The organism is Micromonospora sp. RTGN7 (genome assembly GCF_033804645.1).
In the GTDB taxonomy this organism is placed as follows: domain Bacteria; phylum Actinomycetota; class Actinomycetes; order Mycobacteriales; family Micromonosporaceae; genus Micromonospora.
The window spans coordinates 691,351-715,185 of the sequence record NZ_JAPZLF010000001.1; the positions used below are offsets into that span (position 1 = coordinate 691,351).

The 23,835-nt window shown below is 73.6% G+C and carries 21 protein-coding genes; 13 read left to right on the forward strand and 8 right to left on the reverse strand.

From position 1 onward, the window contains the following. The first annotated feature begins 41 nt into the window (after window positions 1-41). The 5 genes from SNR22_RS03000 to SNR22_RS03020 all read left to right on the forward strand — a co-directional run bounded on the left by SNR22_RS03000 (window position 42) and on the right by SNR22_RS03020 (window position 3,708). Window positions 42-1,226, forward strand: a complete 1,185-nt coding sequence (locus SNR22_RS03000; RefSeq protein ID WP_320064854.1) for a hypothetical protein — start codon at window positions 42-44, stop codon at window positions 1,224-1,226. Further along, window positions 1,219-1,968 carry an SIS domain-containing protein gene (locus SNR22_RS03005; RefSeq protein WP_320064855.1) on the forward strand — a complete coding sequence of 250 codons (750 nt, stop codon included), beginning with the start codon at window positions 1,219-1,221 and terminating at the stop codon, window positions 1,966-1,968. The genes SNR22_RS03000 and SNR22_RS03005 overlap by 8 nt, the downstream gene beginning before the upstream one ends. Window positions 1,969-2,171: 203 nt before the next feature. Next, window positions 2,172-2,705, forward strand: coding sequence for a GNAT family protein (locus SNR22_RS03010; protein ID WP_320064856.1), 534 nt, complete (start codon window positions 2,172-2,174; stop codon window positions 2,703-2,705). 93 nt (window positions 2,706-2,798) lie between these two features. Then, complete coding sequence (locus tag SNR22_RS03015) at window positions 2,799-3,056, forward strand: DUF4139 domain-containing protein (RefSeq protein ID WP_320064857.1); 258 nt, start codon at window positions 2,799-2,801, stop codon at window positions 3,054-3,056. A 1-nt stretch (window position 3,057) separates the two neighbouring features. After that, window positions 3,058-3,708 (forward strand): DUF4139 domain-containing protein, encoded by a 651-nt coding sequence (locus SNR22_RS03020; protein WP_320064858.1) that lies wholly within the window; start codon window positions 3,058-3,060, stop codon window positions 3,706-3,708. Between the two features lie 20 nt (window positions 3,709-3,728). On the opposite strand, the gene SNR22_RS03025 is transcribed toward SNR22_RS03020, so the two are convergent. Beyond that, window positions 3,729-4,469: a Crp/Fnr family transcriptional regulator gene (locus SNR22_RS03025; protein WP_320064859.1), complete on the reverse strand. Its 741-nt coding sequence runs from the start codon at window positions 4,467-4,469 to the stop codon at window positions 3,729-3,731. Between the two features lie 396 nt (window positions 4,470-4,865). Here SNR22_RS03025 and SNR22_RS03030 point away from each other — a divergent pair, with 396 nt between their 5' ends. Beyond that, a complete protein-coding gene (locus tag SNR22_RS03030) occupies window positions 4,866-5,135 on the forward strand; it encodes a hypothetical protein (RefSeq protein ID WP_320064860.1) in 270 nt (89 codons plus the stop codon). Here SNR22_RS03030 and SNR22_RS03035 read toward each other — a convergent pair. Next, a complete protein-coding gene (locus SNR22_RS03035) occupies window positions 5,055-6,149 on the reverse strand; it encodes a hypothetical protein (protein ID WP_320064861.1) in 1,095 nt (364 codons plus the stop codon). The two genes, SNR22_RS03030 and SNR22_RS03035, sit on opposite strands and share 81 nt — an antisense overlap. Window positions 6,150-6,624: 475 nt before the next feature. Here SNR22_RS03035 and SNR22_RS03040 point away from each other — a divergent pair, with 475 nt between their 5' ends. The 7 genes from SNR22_RS03040 to SNR22_RS29335 all read left to right on the forward strand — a co-directional run bounded on the left by SNR22_RS03040 (window position 6,625) and on the right by SNR22_RS29335 (window position 14,054). Beyond that, entirely contained in the window at window positions 6,625-7,542 is a 918-nt protein-coding gene (locus tag SNR22_RS03040) for a hypothetical protein (RefSeq protein WP_320064862.1), read from the forward strand. Window positions 7,543-7,711: 169 nt separating this feature from the next. After that, a complete protein-coding gene (locus SNR22_RS03045) occupies window positions 7,712-8,467 on the forward strand; it encodes a hypothetical protein (RefSeq protein WP_320064863.1) in 756 nt (251 codons plus the stop codon). Further along, entirely contained in the window at window positions 8,464-9,243 is a 780-nt protein-coding gene (locus SNR22_RS03050; RefSeq protein ID WP_320064864.1) for a protein phosphatase 2C domain-containing protein, read from the forward strand. The genes SNR22_RS03045 and SNR22_RS03050 overlap by 4 nt, the downstream gene beginning before the upstream one ends. Beyond that, window positions 9,240-10,286, forward strand: coding sequence for a hypothetical protein (locus tag SNR22_RS03055; RefSeq protein WP_320064865.1), 1,047 nt, complete (start codon window positions 9,240-9,242; stop codon window positions 10,284-10,286). Before SNR22_RS03050 ends, SNR22_RS03055 begins: the two co-directional genes overlap by 4 nt. Further along, window positions 10,283-10,960, forward strand: coding sequence for a 4Fe-4S single cluster domain-containing protein (locus SNR22_RS03060; protein ID WP_320064866.1), 678 nt, complete (start codon window positions 10,283-10,285; stop codon window positions 10,958-10,960). Before SNR22_RS03055 ends, SNR22_RS03060 begins: the two co-directional genes overlap by 4 nt. Further along, the gene (locus tag SNR22_RS03065; protein WP_320064867.1) at window positions 10,960-12,183 is read left to right on the forward strand and encodes a hypothetical protein; all 1,224 of its coding nucleotides are present in this window, start codon (window positions 10,960-10,962) and stop codon (window positions 12,181-12,183) included. The genes SNR22_RS03060 and SNR22_RS03065 overlap by 1 nt, the downstream gene beginning before the upstream one ends. Then, window positions 12,180-14,054, forward strand: a complete 1,875-nt coding sequence (locus SNR22_RS29335) for an AAA family ATPase (protein WP_413775576.1) — start codon at window positions 12,180-12,182, stop codon at window positions 14,052-14,054. The genes SNR22_RS03065 and SNR22_RS29335 overlap by 4 nt, the downstream gene beginning before the upstream one ends. Window positions 14,055-14,130: 76 nt before the next feature. Here the strand turns inward: SNR22_RS29335 and SNR22_RS03075 are convergent, their stop codons facing one another. From SNR22_RS03075 to SNR22_RS03100, 6 genes are read right to left on the reverse strand one after another with little or no spacing between them, the layout of a single operon-like run. Then, the gene (locus SNR22_RS03075) at window positions 14,131-14,337 is read right to left on the reverse strand and encodes a hypothetical protein (RefSeq protein WP_320064868.1); all 207 of its coding nucleotides are present in this window, start codon (window positions 14,335-14,337) and stop codon (window positions 14,131-14,133) included. Further along, window positions 14,330-15,883: a TRAFAC clade GTPase domain-containing protein gene (locus SNR22_RS03080; protein WP_320064869.1), complete on the reverse strand. Its 1,554-nt coding sequence runs from the start codon at window positions 15,881-15,883 to the stop codon at window positions 14,330-14,332. The genes SNR22_RS03075 and SNR22_RS03080 overlap by 8 nt, the downstream gene beginning before the upstream one ends. 3 nt (window positions 15,884-15,886) lie before the next feature. Beyond that, a complete protein-coding gene (locus SNR22_RS03085) occupies window positions 15,887-18,292 on the reverse strand; it encodes a GTPase-associated protein 1-related protein (RefSeq protein ID WP_320064870.1) in 2,406 nt (801 codons plus the stop codon). Continuing rightward, window positions 18,289-19,482 (reverse strand): hypothetical protein, encoded by a 1,194-nt coding sequence (locus SNR22_RS03090; RefSeq protein WP_320064871.1) that lies wholly within the window; start codon window positions 19,480-19,482, stop codon window positions 18,289-18,291. The genes SNR22_RS03085 and SNR22_RS03090 overlap by 4 nt, the downstream gene beginning before the upstream one ends. A 1-nt stretch (window position 19,483) precedes the next feature. Beyond that, entirely contained in the window at window positions 19,484-22,144 is a 2,661-nt protein-coding gene (locus SNR22_RS03095; protein WP_320064872.1) for a hypothetical protein, read from the reverse strand. Window positions 22,145-22,148: 4 nt separating this feature from the next. Beyond that, window positions 22,149-23,816 carry an Hsp70 family protein gene (locus SNR22_RS03100; RefSeq protein WP_320064873.1) on the reverse strand — a complete coding sequence of 556 codons (1,668 nt, stop codon included), beginning with the start codon at window positions 23,814-23,816 and terminating at the stop codon, window positions 22,149-22,151. Window positions 23,817-23,835: the final 19 nt, after the last annotated feature.

A 23,835-nucleotide genomic window follows, 5' to 3' on the forward strand; every position in this document is an offset into this window, starting at 1 on the left:
GACACGGGACGGCCCGCTTCGCGGTCGTGCCCGGAGAACCCATGGGTGGATACGTCGACCGATCCCAGGGCGTACAGGGCGTGCTCGACCCGATAGAGGTCCACGTGGTGACCTTCGCCGACGACGGCCACCGGTTCGCGCTGGTCGTCGCGGACCTGATCTGCGTGAATGTCGACGTTGTCGATCGGATCCGGACCGCCATGCGGGGCATCGGGGTGTCCTCCTGCTGGGTTGCCGCCACGCACACGCACGCGAGCCCCGAGGCGGGCTGTTTCCCCGGCGGTGGGGTCACGCCACGGCCCGTCGGCGACCGGCTCGTGGCCGCATCACTCGCGGCCGCGCGCCACGCCATGGCATCCGAGCGGGCAGCCCGGCTCGGCGCCACCCGCACCCTGGTTTCCGGGCTCGCGGGTCGCCGTAACCTCGCGAACCCGCCAGCGATGGACATTCCCGTCGACACCATCGTGGTCACCGCGGGTACCGACGTGGTCGGCCTGATAGTGATCTCCCCGGTCCACCCGACCGTCCTGCCCGCCGACAACAACCAGGTGAGCGCGGACCTGAGTGGCGGCATTCGCCGAGCATTGTCCGCACCCGACAGATGGGTGCTCGTCGCCACCGGCGCCGCCGGCGACATCAGTACCCGGCACACCCGCCAGGGAACCGGGCGACCCGAAGTGGACCGGCTCGGCGCCCGGGTAGCCGGCCGCCTGAAGCCGTCGCCACCTGTCGGCCACAACTCCGCGGCACCGGTACGGCCACCGGTGTCGCGGAACGTCCGGCTACGGCCCAAACAGCCGGCGGAGCTCGATGCGTCCGCCCGCCCGACCCCGCAGGTCGGAGACGGTCGGATCCGTCTGGTCCTGCAGCAGGGGCTGCGGATCGCGGAGGAGCAGGCCGCCCGCCGGCGCACCGAACCATATGTGGTCGAGGTCGCGGCGGTGCACCTCGACGGGGTCACGATCGTTGGCGTGCCCGGCGAGATGTTCCTGGAACTGGGCGAAGCGATCCGCCTTGGGGCGGGGGACCAGGTTTCCGACGTCGTCGTCCTCGGCTACGCGAACGGCTACCTCGGCTACCTGCCCACCCGCGACACACCACCTTGCTACGAAACCTATGCCAGCCCGGTCAGCGCCGGTAGCGGCGAGATCCTCGTCGAGGCCGCCGTCGAGGCTGCCGTCGAGGCCGCCCGCGACCATGACCGTTCCAGGAGGAACAGTGTCTGAACCCGCCTACGCCAACATCGCCCGGAGCGCACTCGAACAGATCCTCGCCACCCAACTCGGTGCGATCGAGTCGGCGGCCACGCTCGTTGCCGACACGATCGCCGCCGGTGGTGTCCTGCAGACGTTCGGGACCGGCCATTCGCGGATCGTCACCCTCGAACTCGCGGCGCGCGCCGGTGGTCTCGTCCCCGTCAGCATGCTGGCGGTCAAGGATCTCGTGATGTACGGCGGCGCCGACCCGGGACCGATCCTCGACCCGACGTACGAGCGCGAGTCCGGCCTGGCCGAGCGGATCTACGAGCTCGCCAAGCCCTCCCCGGAGGATGCCTTTCTGATCGTTTCCAACTCCGGCATCAACGCCGCCGTGACCGAGATGGCGGCGCTCGCCCGTGATCGGGCGCATCCGATCATCGCCGTCACCTCACTCGCACACACCCGCTCCGCCGGGGCGCGTACGACCCAGGGAGCGCATCTCGCCGACCTGGCTGATGTGGTGATCGACAACCACGCCCCGGCCGGGGACGCGGCACTGGAGATCACCCCAGAGGTTCGGATCGGGGCGATCTCGTCGTTCACCGGGGTGCTCATCGCGCAGCTCCTCACCGAACTGGTCTGCCGCCGCCTGCTGGAGCGCGGCATCAACCCGCCGGTGTACACATCCGCGAATCTCGCCTCGGGCGACGCGCGCAATGCCGACCTTCTGGAGCGGTACCACGGCCGGGTCCGCCCGATCGAACCCTGACTGCGGGCAGGTCAACGAGATCGCGTAGGTGGCCGTGGTGTGGTGCCGAATGTCGTTCGCGACGCCGCACCCACCGCGGCAACCATGGACGCTGCCCGGCGTCCGGCCCGAGCAGACACCCACCGCCGCCCAGGCCGGAGTTCGCGAGGTGTCCAGCGAACAACCAGGTTGATCACGACAGGTCGGTCGGGTAGGAACACGGCATGCTACGTGGCGACAAGATCGGGCTGCGGGCCCGACACGAAACCGACGTTCCCGTCCTGCAGTCTGAGCTCTACGACGACGTCGCGACCCGGTCAAAGGCCGACTCCCGTCCATGGCGTCCGATCGCACCCGGCTCAGCCGCGTCGCCATACACGGTTTCCGACCCCACCGACGATGCCGCGTGCTTCTCGGTGGTGCAACTCGCCGATGACGAACTGGCGGGCGAGGCGCTGTTGTGGGGCATCGACCTGCATAACAGAATGGCTCACATCGGAATCTCGCTGAGGCCGGCCTTCCGCGGCCGTGGGCTGGGCACCGACGTCATCCGGGTGCTGTGCCACTACGGCCTCGCGGTGCGCGGCCTGCATCGGTTGCAGATCGAGACGCTGGCAGACAACGCCGCGATGATACGAGCAGCCACCCAGGCGGGGTTCGTGCCCGAAGGCACCCTGCGCCGCGCGGCTTGGGTGAATGGGGACTTCGCTGATGAGGTCATTCTCGGGTTGCTCGCCACCGATTGGGACGCGAACTGACCGCAACCGCCATACGCGACCGACTGCCGGCGCTGAACCGGCTGCTGCCCGAGGAGAGCCGGGGTAAGGAACCTCGTCGACGGCACCATGACCGTGACCTGGTTCGGTCTGGTCAGTCAGGACACCGGCGAGGACTGGCCGGAGTGCGTACTCCAGCTCTCGACCGCCCGCCCGGCGGCGGCGGCCGGCGTACCCGAACTGTCGCCCTGGTATCTCGACCGGGTCCGGCCGGCGCCGCCGCAGACGCCCATGCCGGCGGCCAGCTTCGACATGTGGCCGGGATCCCCGCCGCCCGGCGCGCCGCCGGCCCTCACGGGCGGTACGGCCCGGTCCGGCCCGCCGCGCCCCTAAGGTGCGGGAGAGCGTCGCCGCGGTCGAGCAGGGGGTCAGCGCGGCCACCTACCGGCCGGCCCGCCCGGTCGCGGTACCCGCCGACGGCAGCGCGCACCGGGCCACCATCGCCGTCCTGGACCTGCCGGCCCTACTGGACCATGTGACCGTGCCGGTCCACGCGGCCGAGGCGCACCTACGCGCGACGGTCCGCAACACCTCGGCACACACGCTGCTCCCCGGCCCAGCGGCAGTCTTCCACGGCGCCGACTTCGTCACGGCCACCCGACTGCCGACGTGGGCACCCGGCGAGGAGACCGAACTGGCACTCGGGGTGGACGACCGGCTACGGGTAGAACGGAAACTGCGCCGACGCGCCGACACCCGGGCCACCCTCGGCTCCACCCGACGGCGGGACGTGGAGTACCGAATCGGCGTGGCCAACCACACACCCCGACCGGCGACCGTGGAGGTACGCGACCAACTCCCGGTATCCCGCGACGAGGCAGTGGTCGTCCGGGAACCCACCCTCACCCCACCGCCAGCCGAACGCACCGAGCTGGGCGAGCTGACCTGGCGGCTACGACTCGCGCCCGGGGAGAGCACCGAGATCACCATGGGCTTCCGGGTCGAACTCGCCAAGGGAATCGAACTGGCCGGCTGGCGGGAGTGACCGGGTGGGGAAGGGCCCCTTCAGGTCGGCGGCTCATCGAAGGGCGGCTCATCGGGGGGCGGCTCATCGGGGGCGGCGAGCGCGCGGAGGCCGGTCAGGTCGACAACCGCGATCCGGCGGTAGCCGGTGCGAATCAGTCTCTTTTCCCGGAGGGTCCGCAACGCCCGTTGGGTCGTGTCCGTCGCCGCTCCGACCAGGGTCGCGAGCTCGGCGTGGTTCAGGTCGACCCCGATGACGAGTTCGTCGTCGTCGGCCCGGCCGCAGTGCGCCGCGATGTCGGCGAGCACCCGGGCGAGCCTGACGTGCACCGGGTAGGCGGCGAAGTCCGCCCGGCGGGTGTTCGCCCACCGTAGTCGCTCGCCCACGGTGGCCGTGACCTGGGCACCCACCGTGGGGTGGCGGCCGAGGTAGGCGAGGAAGTCTGCCTGCCTGATGACGGTGGACACCACGTCGCCGCACGCCGTCACGGTCGCGGTGCGACCCTGACCGGTCATGGCCGCGAACTCGCCGACGAGATCGCCGGGCAGGCGGATCGCGAGCAGCCGCTCCGTCCCGTCCGCGGCTGCGGTGACCTTGACGAAGCCGCGCCGGATCACCTCGACGTGGGTGTCCCGAGCCCCCTCGGCGAGCAGCCGCCGGCCGGCGGACACCGTGCGGGTGACGCCGAGGGCCAGCAGCTCCCGGCGCGTGGTGGAGGCAACCCGGTCCATAAAGGACCCAGTGGACCAGGCTGCGTCGTCGTCCGGCGGTGCGGCAGACATGCGGTGTCCTCCTGATGCGTGCCGGCAGATCCCGTCCTTTCCCGGAATACCGCTCGCCGGGAGGGGATGCAATACCCGCATTGGACGGTCCGGCACGTCGAGGGGAGGGGACGTGGAGTCACATCGAGGGCGGTCCTGCCGCTGACAGCATGATGTCGCAGATCAGCCCGCCGGTCACGGGACGCGCCCGATGACCGGCGGGCCGGCGGTCTGCGCCCGTGGGGCCCGGCCGTCCGTCAGGTGAGGGCGTGTGACGCAGGCTGGTGTGGCACGGATCGGAGGAGAGATGGCGAAGACCGTCCGACCGCCCGGTCGAGCGGGCGGACCGGGGTGCGGCGGGCGGCGGGCGGCGGTGAGCCGGGGTCACCGGCCGGCGGGCGGTGCGGCGGTGCGGCGGTGAGCCCCGACGATCCGGCCGGCCCCGCACCCGCCCCGATGCCGGAAGAACTCTCGCCCCGGCACCGGGAGAGCCTTCGGCGGCTCCTTGAGCGGGAACTCGTCGAGGCGTGGCGCGCCGCGAGGGCGGCGGGGGTGCCCCCGGCCACCCTCGCGGCCCTGGTGACCGACCGGGCCCGGACGCTTCGGCTACTGGGGGGCCGCACCGATGACACGCAGCACCTCGTCGACGACGCGCCGGACGGCATCGGCGTCGTCGAGCAGGGCTGAGACCCACTCGTCGGGGCGCGGTGCGCCGTCGGGCGTCCGGTCGATCTCCTCGCTAGCGGTGCCCGTGCCGAAAACTGTGCCGAGGACCCCCACCACCGTGGCCACCGGGTCCGCTCCGGACCGCAGCCCTCGGCCGATCGCCGCCACGGCAGCGGACGCGAGGTCAGCCAGTTGGGCCTCGGCGCGCTCCTGCGGGCCGAAGGGCAGTAGCGGGCGGGGGTCCGCCACCCCGTCGCCGGGTGCGGCGAGGACCGGGGGGCGCTTGCCGCCGAGCGGACGCTCCACGTAGTCGGCGTACCAGCGCGGTCGCCGCCGCATGGCGGCCAGCACCCGGTCTACCTCCCGGGACACCGCAGGGCCGTCGCTGCCCGTCAGGTCGCCGGTCACCGACTCCCGCCGCTGCGCCCAACTGTCCAACGGCCAGAGCTGGGTGCCGGCGGTGGTGGCCACGCCGACCCAGGTGAGGATCTGCACGGCGAGGTCGGTCAGCCAGGGGTCTTCGCCGAGCTCGGCGGCGAGCCAGCCCGGCACCCGGGGGCGTTGCAGCGCGCCCCGTCGGCCGCGCCGGCGGCGGTGACCGTCGACGGTGGCGGCGGTGAGCCGGGCGGACACCCAGCGCTCCACGTCGATGATCGGCACCCTGGCGTTGGCCATCAGGTCGGTGACGACGGCCTCCACGTCGTCGTGGTGGCGGTCGAGGCAGTCGTCGGCGAGCATCTGGACCGCGGTCGCGCAGGCCCAGTGGCCCCGCCGGCGTTCGACCGGCCGGGTCACCCGCTGGAAGACGATCGGCCAGACGATGTCGTACGCGGCGCTGACGAGCCGGGCGCGGGCCGCGGGCGGCGCGGATGCCGCGCGGGCCGCCAGCTCCCCCCGGCGGGCCAGGTCGCGTAGCTCCCTCACCTCGGACCGGGGGCGGGACGGCAGCAGCGCGCGGGCCGTCCGGCCCACCGCCGGGGTGTCGGTGGCGGCGCGTGGGGATGGCAGCGAGGTCGTGTCATTCACGTTCGTCATGACGCTTCTCCCGGAACAGGTGCCGAGCTAAGGGGGTTGTCATCTGCAATTTGCAGATCGAAAATGGTTGTCGGTGATCGATACAAATATGTCGGACGTGCGCGCCGTGCGTTGCCCCCAGGGCAGTGCAAGGGCGATTCGTGGACCATTGAGGACGCTTCCGGTCCGGGCGGGTGCCGGTGCGGCGGAATGCCTGCGGCACCCGGGCGGCACCACGGTCTCCGCCCTGGAATACGACGTGACGCGTCAATACTCGTGCCACTTGCCGATCGGCACTGGCCAGACGATTGCCAATCTGCTGGTCAGATGATGGTCGTGAAGTGGACAGCCGGCGCGGGACGGGCCGCGCCGCCGGCTGCGGACCGGTAGCCTCCCCACCGTCTGACGGACCACCCGCAGAAAGGAGACGACCCTGCGCCCAGGGAGCGAACCCCGCCCCTCGTACGAGGACGGGCTCCGGCAGGAACTGCTGGAGTTGCGTCGGGGTCCCGGTCTGCAGAGCAGCCCCCTGCTCCGTCGCCTGGGGCCGCGACTGGCCGACCTGTGCGGCATCTCGCCGGCGGAGCCGGACCCGGTGGTACGCGCGAAGGTGCGGGCCACCCTGCTGGCCCTCTCCGCGGACATGCCCACCGACCTGCGTCGTGCCCTCGTGCTGGCGTACGCGCTCGATCCCGAGCACTCCTACCTGCGGCTGGACCGGCGGACGGACCAACTTGCGCGCGAGCTGTCGTGCCAGCAGCGCACAGCGCGCCGCCGGATCGACGAGGCGGTGTCCCGGCTGGTACGCGCCGCCGTCGCGGACACCCCGTCCGACACGGGCCCGTCCTGGCACCTGCACGGCATGCACGCGCTGCTACGGCTCGACACGCCGTCACCCGAGCTCTACGAGACACGGGACGTCGTGGCGATCCGGCCGGTCGGGGAGATCACCGTGCAGTTCAGCCTGCCCCGGCGACCGGGCGACGACCGGCCGGAGCACGACGTCGCCGTCGACGTCCTCTACGGAGCCCGGATCCGGGAGGTGACCCGGCACAACGAGGGGCAGTTCTTCCGGCTCGTCCTCACCCTGCCCCGGATCCTGGCACCCGGGGAGCGGCACGAGCTGTGCCTGCACTACCGCATTCCGGCGGGTCAGCCGATCCGGGAGCACTACGTCTTCCAGCCGCTGGCGCCGTGCGCCCGCTGCACCGTACGGCTGCGGTTCCCGCCGGGGGGCGGCCCCGCGCTGGTCTGGCGCCTGGACGGCGTGCCGCCGCGTTCCGTGGACGACCGCGCGCCGGGCGGGGACCGGCTCAGCCCGGACAGCATCGGCGAGGTGTCGTCGGCCTTCGTCGGCCTGCAACAGGGCTACGCGTACGGCGTGGCCTGGGCCGCCGCCGGCGCGGACAGCTGACGTGGTGTCCGGGCGGCGACGAGGTGCGGGCGGGACGGCTGCGCGGTCCGTCAGGTAGGGACGTGGAGAGTTTCCCCACCCGGTCGCGGGCAGTCGGGTCCCGCACCCGAAACGTGGTCCGGCGACCCCCGGCGACGCCGGCGGACCCGGCCGAGGGCGCGACCCCCCGGTGAACCCCTTTGCGCTGTTCGAGGACGACACGGACGAGCCGGACGAGGTCGAGTTCGTCACCGACACGCACCGGCGTCGGTTCGTGGCCCTGCTGATCGACACCTCACGCTCGATGGCCGCCACCCAGAGCAACGGGGTGGTGGCCATCGACGCGCTCAACCGGGAGTTGGCCCGCTGGCTGCCGACCTTGCGCGCCGAGGGCCGCGGTCCGCTCCGGGACGTCGAGTTCGTGGTCGTCACCTTCGGCGCGGGCGGAGTGAGCGTGGTGTCCGGCGACGGCACCCCGTCGGCCGACGACGGCGGGGCCTTCGTACCCGCGTCGCGGCTGGAGTTGGCGCCGTTGGTGGCGGGCGGCGCGACGCCCATGGTGGAGGCGGTGGAGTTGGCGCTGTCACTCGTGGAGCAACGGCGGCGGCAGGTACAGACGGTCCACGCCCAGCAGACCGGCGGCCCGCGGCTGATCCTGGTCAGCGACGGCGCGCCGACCGACGCCGAGGGCAATCCGACGGACGACTGGAAACCGCTCGCCCGACGGCTCGAACAGTGGCGCTCGACCGGGCGGATGCGGCTGTTCGCGTTCGGCGTGCCGGGCGTCGACGACGAGGTGATGCGGGCGCTCGCCACCGCCAACGGCTACTTCCCGCTGGCAGACCTCGACCTGAGGAAGCTGCTCGACCTGATCCTCGTGGCCACGTCCGAACACGTCGACTTCGAGCAGGTGCGCAGCCAGGTGTACGGGGACGAGTTCTGGTGACGGCGCGGTGGTCGGTCCTGGCCGGGAGTGTCGTGGGCGGGGCGCACGCCCGCGCCGGGGTGAGCAGCCAGGACGCGTACGCGGTGCGGGAGGTCGACGGTGTCCTGCTGCTCGTCGTCGCCGACGGTGCCGGCGGGCGACGCTGCGCCGCAGCCGGCGCGTCGATGGTCGTCGTGCTGGCGACGCAGGTGCTCGTCGCCCTCGTCCGGGACCATCCACCGGGGACCGCAGTCGCCTGGTCCGCCCTGCTGGATGCCGCGCGGGACCAGCTCTTCCGGCGGTTCCGGCGGGCGGCGCGGGCCCTGGCGCGGGCCGCCGGCGGGTTCCGTCCCGAGGACTTCGCCACGACGGTGACCGTGGTGGTCGCCCACCCCCCGTGGGTCGGCGTGCTCGCCGTCGGTGACGGTGTTGTGGTGGTCCGCACCGACGGTGGCGACCTCGCCCTGCTGGCCGCCCCGCCGGACGCCGCCGGCCGGCCACCCGGCGCGACGGCGCTGCTGCCGACGGCGCGGGCCGGGACGGACACCCGCCGGCTGGTCGCGCGGCTGCCCGACCTGACCGGGCTCGCCGTGTGCACCGACGGCCTGGACAGCCTCCTCGTCGAGTACGACGGGACTCGGCCCAGCAGGCCGGGCGCCGCAGCCTTCGGGCAGCTCTTCGCGTTGGTCGAGGCGGCCGACCCGGACCCGACGGCGCTGACCCGGCTGCTCTGCGGCCGTCGGGTCGGCGCGCTCACCGACGACGACCGCACCCTCGTGCTGGCGGTGCCCCGATGAGCCTCGACGTGTGGCTGATCGCCCCGGACGGACGCCGCTCTGCCGCCAGCCTGGGCACCCCGGTCGGATCGGCCGGCTCCCAGGGGCGGGTCTTCGGGCTGCGGGACCGGCCGGACACGGTGGTGAAGGTGCTGCACCGCGCGGACCGGGTGCAGCTGGCCGACCGGCTGCGGGTCATGCTCGCCGACCCGGCCGGCTGGGTCGGGGGGCCCGGGCAGCCGCTGGTGGCCTGGCCGAGTGCCGCGGTGTACCGGCGCGACGACGGCCGGCTGCTCGGCTACGCCGCGCCCCGGCTCGCCCACCCGCACTTCGCCCCGCTGCCGACCCTGTTCAATCCGTCCGTCCGGGCCCGGATGCTGCCCGGCGCGACGTGGTCCTGGTGGCTGACCGTGGCGGAGGAGTTGGCCCGTGTCGTCCACGTCGTGCACCAGCGTGGGCACGTGATCGGTGACCTCGCACCGGCGAATGTCTTCGTCTCCGCGTCCGGGGGTGTCTGCCTCATCGACGCGGACGGCTGGCAGTTGCGCGACCCGGTGACCGGGGAGGACCTGACGTGCCCGTTCTCCCGGCCCGAGTACACGGCGCCCGAGCACCTGGACGAGCCGTCGCGCAGGCGGGAACCGGCCAGTGACCACTGGGCCCTGGCCGTGCTGGTGGCGCAGCTCACCTGCCTCGGCTTCCACCCCTTCGGGGGCGTGCCCCGGGAGGCCGCCGGGCCGGTCGAGGAGGTCGACAACGTCCGGCTCCGCCGGTGCCGGCTGCTCGGCGCCGACGTCCGGGTGCCCGCCGCCGCCGTCCCGCCGGAGGCCCTGCCGGGGGTGCTGCGCCGCCGGCTCGGCGATGCCCTCGACGCCGGGTACGCCGCGCCCGCCGCCCGCCCCGGCCCGCAGTCCTGGGCGGCGGCCCTCGCGTACGCCAGGGACAGCCTGTCGCCCTGCCCAGCCGTGGCGACCCACGTGTACCCGCGCGAGGCCCGGCACTGCCCCTGGTGCCGGATGGTCGAGGCCGGCGCACCCGACCCGTTCCCCGGAGGCGGACGATGACGACGACGATCGGGATCAGCCGGGTCGCCGACCGCACCGCCGTGCTCGGCCCCGGTCTGCGCGCGGTCGTCTGGGTCCGGGGCTGCCCGCTGCGGTGCGCGGGTTGCGTCGCGCCCGAGGACCTGCCTTTCACCGGCGGGACCACCCGCTCCGTCGACGACCTGGCCGGCTGGCTCGGCGGCCTGCCGCCGGAGATCACCGGCGTGACGTTCTCCGGCGGCGAGCCGATGGCACAGGCGGCGGGGCTCAGCGCGCTGGTGGACCGGATCCGGGCCGGCCGCGACTGGTCGGTGATGTCGTTCAGCGGATACCCGATCGAGCACCTGCGCCAGCGCGGCGACTCGGCCCAGCGGCGGTTGCTGGGGCAGCTCGACATTCTCGTGGACGGTCCCTACGTGGCGGCCCGCCACGCCGACCTGAGGTGGCGCGGCTCCGCGAACCAGCGGCTGCACTTCCTCACCGACCGGCACGCGCCGCCGGACCGGGACGTCTCGGCGGGGATCGAGCTGCACCTGACCGGCGACGGCGTCGAGTGGATCGGTGTTCCGCCGGTGGCCGACTTCCGCGCCGGGTTCGAGGACGCCATGGCGGCCCGGGGAATCGTGCTCGCGCCGTCCGATGACACCGCGCCGCCGTCCGCCGATCCCGCACAGACCGACGAGAGAGGCCGATGATGTCCGGAAGTCCGAAGTACACGACCGTCGCGCTCGACGCCGCCCGCCGGGCCCAGGTGGAGGCCGCCAGGCTGCGGCGCGAGGAGGAACGTCGGCGACGCCGGGAGGAGGCCCGCCGGCGGCGGCTCGACGCCGGCATCGTGGCCGCGACCGCGCGCAGGGACGCCCTGACGACGCGGCTGCGCCACCTCGCCGACGCGTCCCGGGCGCTGCCCCAGGGCGCCGAGGTGGCCGTGGAGGTCACCCGGGTCGCCGGCCTGCCCCAGCCCGCCGACGAGGCCGGCCTCGCCCGGACCGGCGGGGAGCTGCGTCGCGCCGAGCGCCGCGCGGACGCGTTGACCGCCGCCGTGGCCGGGGAGCTGACCCGCCGGGAGCACGGCCACGCCCTTGACCTCATCCTCGAACCGCTGCGCGAACTGGTCGACGGCGAACGCCTCGACCCGGCCGGGCACCGGTCCGTCGCGGCGCTGCGGACCGAGGCGCAGGACCGTACCGGGGACGCCCGGAGATTCACCGAGACCCACCGGCGGCTCGGCGAGGCCGTCGGGGCGCACCTGGAGACGGTCCGTGACCGGCAGGGTCAGCTGTTGCGGCTGGCCACGGAGGCCGACGAGATCGCCAGCCGGCTGACCGTCGTGCTGACTGACGCCGAGGCGGCGGGGGTCGCGGTGACCGAGGCGGCCGAGCTGCGCGCCGAGGTGGCCGACCTGCGTGCGGAACGGGACGCCGGAAACCTGAGCCGCTGGGAGCACCGGATGGCCGGGCTGCGTCGACGCGTCGAGGTGGTGACGGCCGAGGTCGACGCCCGCCTCGACCAGCTGGAGCGGATGGCGGTCATCGTGGAGGCGGCCAGCGCCGCGCTGCCCGCCGCCGGCCTGCGGGTGGTGCCGGGCAGCCTGGCGGAGCGGGACGCGACGGTGGTCTTCCTCGCCCAGCGCGCCGACGGGTCGGCCATCGAGCTCACCGTGCACGCCGGTGACGGCCGGGGCAACCGGCTGGAGTACCGCAGCGACGGGGCCGACACGGTTGTGGAGACCTCGCCGGACGGCGAGAGTTCCCGCTGCGACCTGACCGAGGAACTGCTCGAACGCTTCCACGTCCAGCTCGGCCGGCAGGGCGTGGCCGCCGACGGGCTGTACTGGGAGGGCAAACCCGGCAGGCCCAGGCCACCCGCCCGACAGGCGCAGGAGCGCGCCGGCCACGACGACCGGAGCCGACCGTGAGTGACAGCTCGCCGGGTCGGCCCACGGCCCGCCCGGCCGCGGCCTGGCTGGAGCGGGTCACCGCGGAGATCGCCCGGGGCCGGCACGTGATCATCCACGGCAACGTCCGTGACCTGGTCCGGTGGGACCGGTCGTTCCAGCCGTTGCGCAACGCGGTCACCGGGCTGCTGTCGGTCTTCGGTTACCAGCTGACCGGCTACTACGACCTGATCGACGGGCTGAGCTTCGCCGGCCCGGACGACGAGCGGGAGTTCCAGCGGCTGACCGCCGTGGACGGCGACCGGTCCACCGGGCCCGAGCCGCCGGTGTCGACCGGCCGGGCCGGCGCGGTCCGGAACCGGTTCGCCGCCGCGCTGCGCGACGCCCCGGCGCCGACGTTGAGCAACCCGTACGACGCGCTGGCCACGATCCGTATGGTGCTGCGGCAGGGCACCACCTCGTCGGCCTTCATCGTCGACCTGGTCGATCTGATGCTCGCCCCGCCCGACCGCGGCGGGGACGCCGAGCGTCGCCTGTTGGGCACCATGGCCAAGGCGATGACCGAGGCGGCCCAGACCGGCGCGGTGCGCAACCTGCTCGTGCTGGTCGCCGACGACCTGGGCACCCTGCCGGCCTGGCTCTACCGGGACCGGCCGTACGTCCAGGTGGTCGAGGCGGCGCTGCCGACCTTCGACGAGCGGCACGTGTACCTGCACCAGCAGGCCCGCAACTTCCACCAGGCGGCCGACGCCCGGCGGGCACCTGACGACCTGAGGGTGCTGGCCAACCTCAGCGAGGGCATGGCGGTCACCGAGCTGGACGGCCTGTGGCGGATGAGCAAACTCCAGCGCATCCCGCTGGACGAGCCCCGGACGCTGATGAAACGCACCCTCTTCGGCCCCCGTCGGGACCCCTGGCGGCAGGTCCGGGACCGGCTCACCCAGTTCGTCCCCGCGGTCGAGGACCGGGTTGTCGGCCAGCCCGTCGCGGTCGACCGGGTCCGCCGGGCCTTGACGGCCGCCACCGTCGGCATCGACTTCGTGGCCGACCCGCACAGCTCCGAGTCGCGCCCCAAGGGGATCTTCTTCTTCGTCGGGCCTACCGGCGTCGGCAAGACGGAGCTCGCCCGGGCGCTGAGCGAGTTCGTCTTCGACGACGAGACCGCGCTGGCCCGGTTCGACATGTCGACGTTCGCCGAGTCGCACTCCGCGGAGCGGCTGACCGGAGCGCCACCCGGGTACGTCGGCCACGAACGCGGCGGGGAGCTCACGAACCGGGTGAGCCAGCGCCCGTTCAGCGTGCTGCTCTTCGACGAGATCGAGAAGGCGCATGCCTCGGTGTTCGACAAGTTCCTCCAGGTGCTCGACGACGGTCGGCTCACGGACGCGTTGGGCAACACCGCCTACTTCTCCGAGACGATCATCATCTTCACGTCGAACCTGGGGGCCGCCGAGACGTACGGCTGGCTCGACGGCGGTGAACTGCCCGACTACGACACGGTCACCACGCACTTCGAACGGGCCGTACGCGAGCACTTCACCACCGGGCTCGGGCGGCCTGAGCTGCTCGGCCGGCTGGGCGGTGGCATCACCGTGTTCGACCTCCTGCGACCGGAGTTCGTCGATCGCATCGTCCGCAAGCTGCTGGCGCAGCTCACCGCCAGCGCCGGCCGCCAGGGCGTGCGACTGACCGTCGACGAGGAGGCCGTCGTGCTGCGGGTGCAGGAGGTGATGCGCCGGCCGGAGGCGCTGCGGCTCGGGGTACGCAGCATCCGCGACGTCCTGGACCGCCTGGTGCGGGACCCTCTGGTGGGGCACGTCTTCGACCATCCCGGGCAGGTCTCCCTGCACCTGTCGGTCGGGCCGCACGGCACGGTGATCCGGGACGCCTGACCTCACCGGGTCCGGCTGCCGGTGGGGGACCGGATCCCTGCCGGTGGGCACGGCCGGCGGCGGTGTGCCCGAGGGGCTACGACCACGCCGTGTCGCCGTCGTCGCGCAGTGGTGCCCAGAGCTGGGCGATGACGCTCGCGCCGCGCTGGCAGGCCGCGCCGACGACGCCGGTCAGGCCGTCCGCGAGCAGGCCGGCGACCAGCACGCCGGCCAGGGCGACGAGGACCGTCAGCCGTGCGGCACGGTGGGCCGGCGGGAGCTGCTGTCGTCCGTCGTCAGTCAAGGCCGCCCCATTCCCGTGCCAGGATCCAACTCGCCGGTCCGAAACCGCCCTCCCGGCCCGCGCGTCGACCGGAGACCAGGAAGAATCGCACCTCGCCGAAGTCGCGCTCGGCCGTCAGGACGAGGTTGCCCAGCCCGTTGTCCACCAGCCACGCCCGCACCCCGTCCGGGTCCCCGGGGCCGGCCGACAGCTTCCCGAGCAGGTCCGCCTTGGACACGACGAACGCCAGCCGCCGGCTGCGGGTGCGGACCCCGTAGTCCTGCAACCGCTGCACGGTGGCGTTGTAGGCGTCCTCCGGGTCATGCGTCGCCGGGTTCGCCGCGGCGAAGACGTCCGGCGCGCCCTCGGCGTACTCGTCACGTACCCGCCGCACCGAGAACGGGTCGAGGACGTAGATCAGCGAGCGGGCGTGGTCGAGGTAGGCCAGCCGGGCGTTCTGCTCCCGGTCGACGAGGTTCTCGCCCGCCGCGTCGAAGAGGTGCACCAGCGCGACCCGCGACCGCAGGGCCAGCCGGAGTGTGACGGCGACGGGTGGGCCGCCGGCGTCCGTCTTCGCCGGTGACTCGCCGTCCCGGATGAGGCGGGCGTACATCTCGTGCCGCTGCCGGTCTCGCTCGTCGGGGAGGGACACGTCGGCGCCGGCCTCCTCCCCGCCGTGGTGCAGCCCCACCAGCGCCGACATGATCAGCTGGGTCTTGCCGGCCGACGCGGGACCGAACACGGGCATCCGGACGTCGGTGACCACCCCGGCACCGGGCAGCATGGCCTCCCCACAGCTCGGGCAGTACGCCTCCAGCCGGCGGCTGGAGGCGGCCCGCAGGACGGTGGTCGGCAGCCGCCAGCCGCAGCCGCAGCGCCGCCACAGCACGCCGAGCCGGCCAGGCCGCAGGTCCCGGTGCAGGTCGTCGCCCGCCAGCCGGTCATCCGTCGGGTGCGGCCCGAGACACCGGTACGCGGGCACGGCCGACAGTTGGTAACAGTGCCGGCAACTGGCCCGGGAGCGCCGCACCGCCTGCCAGCCCGCGTCCGCCCCGCGCAGCAGCCGGACCGCGGCCCCGCCGACCAGCCAGGCCGCCGCCGTGACACCCGCCGCGACCAGCGCGACACCCAGGACCCCGGCGGCGGCGCCCAGCGACACGCCGAGCTGGACGGCGACGACCGGTACGTACAGCGGCCACCAGGCCTGGTGGGCCCGCGCCCACGGCAGCGGCCGGGTCCAGACCCGACCGGTGATCGTGAGGGTTCGCTCCGCCACGGCGCGGACGTCGAGCAGCACCTGGGCGGCGAAGTACTGCGGCCAGGCCCGGTCGCGGCGGACGAAGGCCGGTGCCACCCGCCCCGGCAGAGCGCCCCGGCGAACCTGCTCGGGGGTGCACACCCGGGCCCAGGACGCCCGGCCGAGCAGGACGACGCCGGCGAGCCCGAGCGCCAGGGCCAGGCCGCCGACCAGTCCGGCGCCCATTCCGACGATGGCCAGCGGCGCGGAGACGAAGACCAGGCACGTCACGCAGGCCGCCACGTAGATGAAGAGCCAGATGTACGGCATCGGTCACCGGCGCCCGAACGGGTGGGTCAGCCGATAGCGCAGGCGCCGGTGGCGGTACGCCTCGACGTGCCGCTGCCAGCCGTCACGCCAGGCGCTGTCGAGTTGGCCGAAGTGCCGGCCGGCGCGTTCGATCTGCTCGTCCTGGGCCCGGGTCAGCCAGTGCCCGAGGGCTTGTTCGAGCCGCGTCGCCTGCGGGGTCGCGGACCCGCCCGCCCCCGCGAGCAGGTAGTAGGACAGGACGGCGGACGCCACCGCGTCCTCGTGGTGCAGCGCCTCGGCCAGCCGGGCGACGAGAGGCTCCAGCAGGGCCGGGTGCCGGTCGAGCACCGCGTCCAGGGATTGGAAGGCGACCACCCGCGCCAGCGCCGACGCGACGTCGGCCTGCCGCATCTCCACGAGGCGCGGCGAGCACCCGCGCAGGTGCCGCAGCAGCGTCGCGGTGCGTTCACCGTCCGGACCCCGGCGCAGCTCGGCGACGACTGCGGTCAGGGTGTGGTCGTCCTCCAGCTCCCCGTTCACCTGCGAGGTGTCCGTCATCAACCCGCCGGCGAGCAGCGCCCGGCAGAGGTCGAGCAGCCGTGGGGTCGGCACCGCGCTGCCGGTGACCTGCGCGACGAGTTCACGGAACACCCACGCGGGCGGCCGGGTGCCCTCCGGAGCGAGGTCCCGCACCAGCTCCAGCTCGGCGGTCGTCGGCGGCGTTCGGCTCCAGAGCGCGCCCGCCGTCCAGGAGAACCGCCCGGCCTCGTGCCGGGCCTCGTGCAGGTGCTGCTCGACGAGGGCGGCCCGGTTGTCGCTGTGCCGTACGGCCGCGCCCAGCACCGCCTCCGCCAGTGGCTGCTGCAACGTCCCGACGCGGCGGAGCAGCGCCTTCCACCAGGCGTCGCCGATCTCGGCCTGGGCCGCCTCGCCGCCCAGGGCGCGTTCGCCCAGCACGGCGATGAGCCGTTCGTCCAGCGCAGTGGCGCACGGCCAGCCGTGGGAACGAATCTCCTGGGGATGGTCCGCCCAGTACCCGAGGAACGGCTCGGCGGTTTCCCTGATGTCGTCCCACCGCACGTCGACGCGGAACCGGCCGGCCACCTGCAACAGGGCCGCGAGCAGCAGCGGCGGCACCCCCGAGGTGAGGGCGTCGGTGAGAACCTGCCGGGCCTGCTCGTCGTGGTCCGCGTTCCACTCGCCGGCCGGCAACGCGGGCAGCGGTCGATCCGTCACCGCACCCCGGAGCCGGGCGGCCTCGACCTCGCTGATCATGAGGGCGAGCCGGACCTCGGCGGCCCGGCCGGGCACGAGGCCGTCACAGCCGACCTCGTCGAGCAGCACCAGCACCTCCTGCGGCCACCGCTTGGGGGTCTCGGCGAACAGGTCGGCGACGTCGACGCCGTACGCGTGGCGCATCCTCGCCGGCCCGGTGCGCAACCAGCCCACGATGGCCTTGGCGTACCGGGGGTTCGGTCTCCGGTGCAGGATGGCGGCCAGCCCGAGCGCGGCGGCGACCTCGTCCGACTGCTCGCCCGCGAGGGTGATCCCGGACTCGGTCGCCACGTGCAGGGCGTCCACCACGTCCCGGGGGTCCTCCGCGAGGAACAGGTCCACCCAGCGGCGGGCGGCGGCGGTCGGCGCCACCGGGGTGTGCTCGTGCCGGCACAGGTCGAACACCGCGTAGCCGAGTTCGTTGTCGACCCGGCCGGCCGAGCCGGCGAACTCGGGCAGCACCGCGACGATCGGCAGGGCGGAACGCGCCGGGTCGGTCGAGAACACCTTGAACCCCAACTCCAGCGCCCGCTCACGGGGCACAAGGAGGGTGCCCGCGACGATCCACGACACGACCGACGCCGTGTCGTCGCCGACGAAGAGCACCCGCCGCCGGCCGGGCTGCCCGGCCTCGGCGAGGGCGGAGACCAGGGCGCGCAGCGTCTCCGGCCCGTCGGGCTGGGCGAGCACGAAGTCCCGCGCGTGGGCGGGGGAGAGGGCGGCACCCGCCCCGGCGGTGAGCTCCACCGGCGCGCTGCGGGTCGTCCGCGCCGGCTCGGTCGACCAGAACGCCGCGCGGAAGAGCTGCGCCGGCCGCAGGTCGTCGTAGCTGGTGGGATCGGTGGTGAGGATGGCGTGGGTGAGCTGGTTGCCCTCCCGGGTGCCGTTGGCCTCGCGACCCAGGTAGACCCCCGATGCCGTGGCCAGGAGGCCGCCGGACCGGATGTGCGCGAACGAGGGCGGGTACTGCGCGACGGGCCGCCGGTCGGCCATCCACGACGACGGTGGCTCGTAGAGCAGGTTGTTCCTGACCAGATCCTCCCCCGCGGCGGCCTCGTCGGAGGATCGGGCCTGGAACTGCAACCCCGCGCCGCCCTTGAGCCCCTGACCGGGGCGGCAGTCGGTGTAGACCAACGTCTCGAACCGACCGGTCATCGGGCGGCCCTGGTGCGCGGCACCACGTTGAACTCGCTGAGCAGCCACAGCAGCGGCTCGTCCACCCGGAACGGCTGGACCCCACGCGCGTCGACCTTGTTCTCGTCGTAGTCCGGCTCCGCCCCGAGCGCCGAGACGGTGAAGTAGCGGAAGTGGCGGTAGTTGAGGGTGAGGTGGGCGTCGATGTCGTCCGCCCCCCATTCGTGCAGCAACGCGCGGACGTGCTCGTGGGTGACCCGCCCGGCCTGCTCGTCGTAGAAGGGACCGGGCGCCGGACGGCGGACCAGCGGATGGTCCGGACCCAGCACGTCGAAGAACGCATCGATCTTCGCGAACGCCACCGCCACCGGGATCGTGATGTTCCGGCGGCCACCGAGCCGGTGGCTGATCCGCAGGTTCTCGGTCACCCGGCTGACCACGTCAATGGTGCTGGCGTGCGTGTCGACCGCCGACGCCGGCAGCCGGATCCGGTCCCGCGCCTGCGGGATCATGAACGGGTCGAGCAGCAGGATGAGGGCGTCGGCTGCGCCGAGGTAGCGCAGGTTGTCGACCGTCTCCTGGTCGATCAGGTCCTCTCCGGCGGTGTCGAAGAAGGACAGAAAGGTGGTCTCGTAGCCGGTGATCCCCCGGTTCTGCCGCCAGGCGAACACGATCGGCTCGCGCCGGCCGAACTCCGCCTGGCTGGTGCGCTGGTAGAGCCCGCCGTCGGGGAAGAGCGCACCGGCCGGATCGAGGAAGTCCCTGCCGCCGCCGGTCTCGGCCCGGAACTGGCTGTCGCCGACCAACCGGACGTCGGCGCCGAAGCGCTGCCCCATGCCGTGTCGCAACTGGTGCGACAGCACCTTGAGGTACACGCTCTTGCCGGTGTGCCGCGCGCCCGCCATGGCGATGAGCGGGCTACGCCCCTCGCCGAACGTCGCCGGCAGCCGGCTGTGGCAGGTCGGGCAGACCTTCACCGCGGACTCGGCGCCGCAGTGCGGGCACGTCGAGGCGGTCACCGCCCGCAGGGCGCGACGGGCCCCCGCGAACGACGGCAGCACCATCTCCTTGATGCCGATCTCCCGCTCCCTGGCCTCGTCCCACTGAGGCTTGCAGGGGTCCTTGCCCGGTGACCGACGCCCCGTGCACCGGAACCACGGCGCTCGCAGGTCGATCTTGGTGTAACAGTACGGGCAGGAGGGGGTGGGCATGTCAGGACACCTTCATCTCATGGATCGGGTCGGTGACCCGGGCCCCGGTCGGCTGGATCACGAAACAACGCAGCCAGTACGGCCTGGCCAGGCCGGAGGGCATCGTGAAGGGCAGCTGCCACGGCGCGTCCGGTTGGAGGCGGAGACCGGTCACCCGGGCCAGCACGGTGCCCTGCTCCGGTCGTACCGGCATGGCCAGGCCCGACGCGGCCACGAGGAACAGCTCCACCCCCTCACACGGCCGGTCGACGTCGACGCTCAGCAGCCGCTTGCGGCTGAAGGGCCCGCCGACGCGCTGGAGGTGGTACCCGATCGCCACGGGGACGCGGTCGACCGGCACGGACTCGGGGACGGAGAACGTCTCCCCGGCCGCGCCGCGCTCGACCGTCCGGACGGAGACCCGGCCGCCGCCGGAGGAGACCGGGATGCGACAGCCCGACTCGGTGAACTGGCCACGGGTCAGCCGCCGGACCACCGGCGGGCCGTGCGGCGACGTGAACGTGACCTCCACCAGGTGCACCGAGGGCGGCCACACCCAGGCGACGGTGATCTCGTCCCCGGTGCGTCGGACGACGAGCTGCCGGACCGGTTCGGTCACCCCGAGCAGGACCGGCTCGCCCACCACGGCGGTGCCGGTCGCCGCGTCGACGGTGAACGGCACGTACACGAACCGCCCGCTCGGGACGGTCACCTCCAGCAGGGTCTCCGCCCCCTGCTCAAGTCGGTCGCTGACCAGTGCCTCGCCGTACCCCTCCATCTCGTCGCGGCGGATCCGCGTTCCCGCCGCCCACGACGGGGTCAGCTCGGACCGGCGGACCGACACCGTGCCGTCGGCGGGGGTGAGCCAGGCGAGTTGGGCTGTCGCGGTCTGCGCGTCGACCGCGGTGACGTGGGCCCGCAGCCGCTCCACGTGTGGCGGGGCCGTGTCGCGCAGCACCGCGCGGGCCACCACGAGCGGCGAGGCGACCTCCTCGCCGTGCTCGTCGCGGTAGACCGTGACGATGCCGTAGTACCGGTCGGTACTGCCGTCGCCGGTGTCGTCCGAGAGCCCGGTGTGGCTCGCGGTCACCGGTTCACCGTCCTGCGGGGAGGCCGGCGGCCGGCCGAGGGTGCGCCGCACCCGCACGCCCTCCGCGGCCGGGTGCGCCCGCCAGGCGCAGGAAATCGCGTCGGGGCGCACCCACACCCGCACGGCCACCACGGGCGGCACCACCAGGATCCGCACCGTCGCCGGCCGTGACCAGTCCCCGCCGACGCTGGCGAAGACGCCGTAGTGCAGGGGCCGGGCGGGCGGCGGGGCCCCGTCCGTCGCCTCCGTCAGGGAGCCCTCCACGACCACCTCGCCGGCGGCTGACGAGCGGGGCGGGCGGTCGGCGCGGACCACCCGGTAGCGGACCTCCGCCGCCGGGGTGGGCGGTGCCGTCCAGGTCAGGCGGACACCGATGTCCACCGCCCGCGCCGACAGGTCGCGCGGGGGCGGCGGCGCGAGCGCGCCCAGCCGATCGGCGAGACCGTCGTCGTCACCGGCGATGCGCAGCGCCGAGCGCAGCAGCCGGGCCGCCTCCTCCTCGCGCTCCGTCCGGGCCGCCTCGTCGGCCTCCCGCCGCAGCGACTCGACCTCGCCCAACAGGGCGTCCACCTGACTACGCAGTTCGTCGTGGCGGGGGTCGTCGGTCGGCAGCACCGCCAGGGCCTGCCGGGCCGCGAGGAGCTGCCCGTCGGCGACCAGGTCACGGATCCTGTCCGCCGGGCTGGCCTCGGGGTCCGCGTCGACCGGCAGGCTGGCGACCACCGACTGGGCGTCGCCCTGCGCCAGTCCGGCGTCGGTGGCGATCGGCACCAGCATGCCGTCCGCGATTCCCCTGGCCCGCCCGGCCCGGAGCCGCTCGACGACCTGGAACACCGCGAGCGCCCGCAGGTCCACGCCGTTGCTCACGGCCCGCTCCAGCAGGCCCAGGGCCTCCTTCCGGGTCCGGACCGCGGCGGCGTCGGCCAACCGGTTCGCCTCCTGCGTGCGGGCGCGTACCGTGGCCGCGTCAAGCGCCACCGCCTCCGGGCCGAGCAGCCGGAACGGCGCGCCGTCGGGGTGCACCACCTGGACGACGGTGGGCGCGCCGAGCAGGTCCTGGAGCCGGGCCAGGGCGCGGTACGCCGTGCGTTCCATGCCGGAGCTGGTGGGCAGCTCGACCGGATCCACCACCGCCAGGTCGGCGCGTCGGACCGCCTCGTCGATCTGGCCCGCGTCCAGGCCCGGCCAGTGCCCGGCGATCTCCTTGAGCTGGCCCCGGGTGATCCGGCCCAGCGCGCCGTACGCCCGGGCGAGGTCCCGGGCGAACCGCTCGGACTCGGCGCGGGACCCGCGGTTGTGCTCCTCGGCCCGCTCCTGCCACCACCGTGGCTCGAACATGTCCTCGTCATGCGCGTTGCGCAGTTGCTCGTCCCGGCTGAACAGTTGCGCGCAGACCCGGGCCCCCGCGTCGACGCCGCCCGAACGCTGGTTCCACAGCCGCCGGATCGCCGTCAGGTGCTTCTTGAGCTGGGCCGGGGACATGTCCGGGGTGACCGCGTAGTGCCGGGCCAGGTCCGTGGGCGACAGTCCGCCGGGCTGGTCCCGCAACGGCATGATCACGTCCCGCAGGTACGCGCGCTGGTCGAACGCCATCAGCTCAGCCCCGTACCGTGAGCGCCGCGACGACCTCCCGGGCCTGGTGCACCTCGTCCTCGCTGAGCACGCTGACCTGGACGTTGATGGTGAGTTCCTGCCCAGAGGTCGGCTCGACCGCGTGCAGCCTCAGCTCTCCCCCCGGGCTCACGCCCATGGTGATGGCGATGGGCGAGTGCCTCGGCAGCGGCGGTAGGCCGTCGATGACCCCCGCGCCCCGGTCCACCGGCTTGTTCGCCGTCAGGTCGGGGCTCTCGGCGGCGCCGGCCTGCTCGTAGATCGCGATCTGGATGGCGGTCTGGCCGTCCTCGACGGTGCTGGCGTCCAGCTTGCGGCCCTCGATGGGCAGCGCCTCGTTTGCGTGGACCAGGTGCCCGACGAACATCTTCTCCGGCTGTGACCGCCAGTCGGGTGCCGAGGTGTCCTGCAGCCGCACACCGAAGGACTTCGGAAGGACGGTGACGATCCGCCTGCTGGCGTTGGAGAGCGACTCCTCGTCCACCCCGAGCGTGAGCGCGAGCGCCGACGCCCGCTGCTGCTTCTCCTCGGCGGTCGGCGCCTCGCCCTGCCCGTCCCACGCCCACAGCGCCCGGCTGAGCGCGAAGCGGGCCGCGCCCTTGGCCACCGCCAGGTCGGGGTCGTGCAGGCGTGGCGTCCAGCCCCACTTCTCGGCCAGCCGCCGGGCCACGGCCGGCATCTTGCTGGAGCCCCCGACCAGCAGCACCTCGTCGATGGCCGCCGCCGGATCGGCGATCCCCAGCTTGTCGCCCAGGGTGTTCAAGGTGCGCTCGGTGTACTCGACGGTCCGGTCGAGCAGGTCCCGGGTGATCTCCTCGAACGCATCCCGGGTGACCTCCACCGACGTGGACGCGCCCGCGTAGCGCATCGGTACCCGGCGCGACGTGACGGTCGACAACTGCTGCTTGACCTCCTCCGCGGTCAGTGCGAGATCCTGCATGAACTCCTCGTCCAGGGTCGGATCGTCGGCCGGCCCGGAGTGGCCCACGAACTCGTCGACCAGGTACTGGACCAGTCGCGCGTCCCAGTCGGCGCCACCGAGCTGCTGGTCGCCGTCGGTGCAGAGCACCTCGACGGTGTCCGCGTCGATCCGGATGACCGTGGTGTCGAAGGTGCCGCCGCCCAGGTCGTACACCAGCACCGTCCGGCTGCTCTCGCCGCCGAGGTCGTACTGCAGCGCCGCGGCGACCGGCTCGGGCACGACCTCGACGACGTCGAGGCCGGCGATCGTGCCGGCGTTGCGGGTGGCGTCCCGCTCCAGCAGGCCGAAGTACGCCGGCACCGTGATCACCACCTGGCGTACCGGGCGCTTCGTGTAGTACTCGGCGTCCTGGGCCAACTGCTTGAGGATCAGCGCGGAGATCGACTCGGGGGTGTACGTGGTGTCGTCGAACTCCCACTGCGCCTCCCTGCCCATGCTCCGCTTGACCCGTTCGACCACCCGGGACGGGTAGAGCCGGGACACCCGCTTGGCGGCCTCGCCCACCACCACCTCGCCGGTGCCCTCCTCGAAATAGACGACCGACGGGGTGGTCTCGTCGTTCGTGATGACGTTGCGGACGACGGCGGGCCGACCGGTTTCGTCGATGTAGGAAACGACCGAGTACGTCGTACCCAGGTCGATGCCGAAGAAGGTCAGGTTCTCGTCCGACATGGTGCTCCTGTCCGCTGGT

Bases quoted from the DNA above. Each gene is read 5' to 3' on its own strand.
- SNR22_RS03000 (WP_320064854.1), top strand. From the start codon at position 42: ATGGGTGGATACGTCGACCGATCCCAGGGCGTACAGGGCGTGCTCGAC.
- SNR22_RS03010 (WP_320064856.1), top strand. From the start codon at position 2,172: ATGCTACGTGGCGACAAGATCGGGCTGCGGGCCCGACACGAAACCGAC.
- SNR22_RS03025 (WP_320064859.1), bottom strand. From the start codon at position 4,469: ATGTCTGCCGCACCGCCGGACGACGACGCAGCCTGGTCCACTGGGTCC.
- SNR22_RS03035 (WP_320064861.1), bottom strand. From the start codon at position 6,149: ATGACGAACGTGAATGACACGACCTCGCTGCCATCCCCACGCGCCGCC.
- SNR22_RS03055 (WP_320064865.1), top strand. From the start codon at position 9,240: ATGAGCCTCGACGTGTGGCTGATCGCCCCGGACGGACGCCGCTCTGCC.
- SNR22_RS03060 (WP_320064866.1), top strand. From the start codon at position 10,283: ATGACGACGACGATCGGGATCAGCCGGGTCGCCGACCGCACCGCCGTG.
- SNR22_RS03065 (WP_320064867.1), top strand. From the start codon at position 10,960: ATGTCCGGAAGTCCGAAGTACACGACCGTCGCGCTCGACGCCGCCCGC.
- SNR22_RS03080 (WP_320064869.1), bottom strand. From the start codon at position 15,883: ATGCCGTACATCTGGCTCTTCATCTACGTGGCGGCCTGCGTGACGTGC.
- SNR22_RS03085 (WP_320064870.1), bottom strand. From the start codon at position 18,292: ATGACCGGTCGGTTCGAGACGTTGGTCTACACCGACTGCCGCCCCGGT.
- SNR22_RS03090 (WP_320064871.1), bottom strand. From the start codon at position 19,482: ATGCCCACCCCCTCCTGCCCGTACTGTTACACCAAGATCGACCTGCGA.
- SNR22_RS03095 (WP_320064872.1), bottom strand. From the start codon at position 22,144: ATGGCGTTCGACCAGCGCGCGTACCTGCGGGACGTGATCATGCCGTTG.
- SNR22_RS03100 (WP_320064873.1), bottom strand. From the start codon at position 23,816: ATGTCGGACGAGAACCTGACCTTCTTCGGCATCGACCTGGGTACGACG.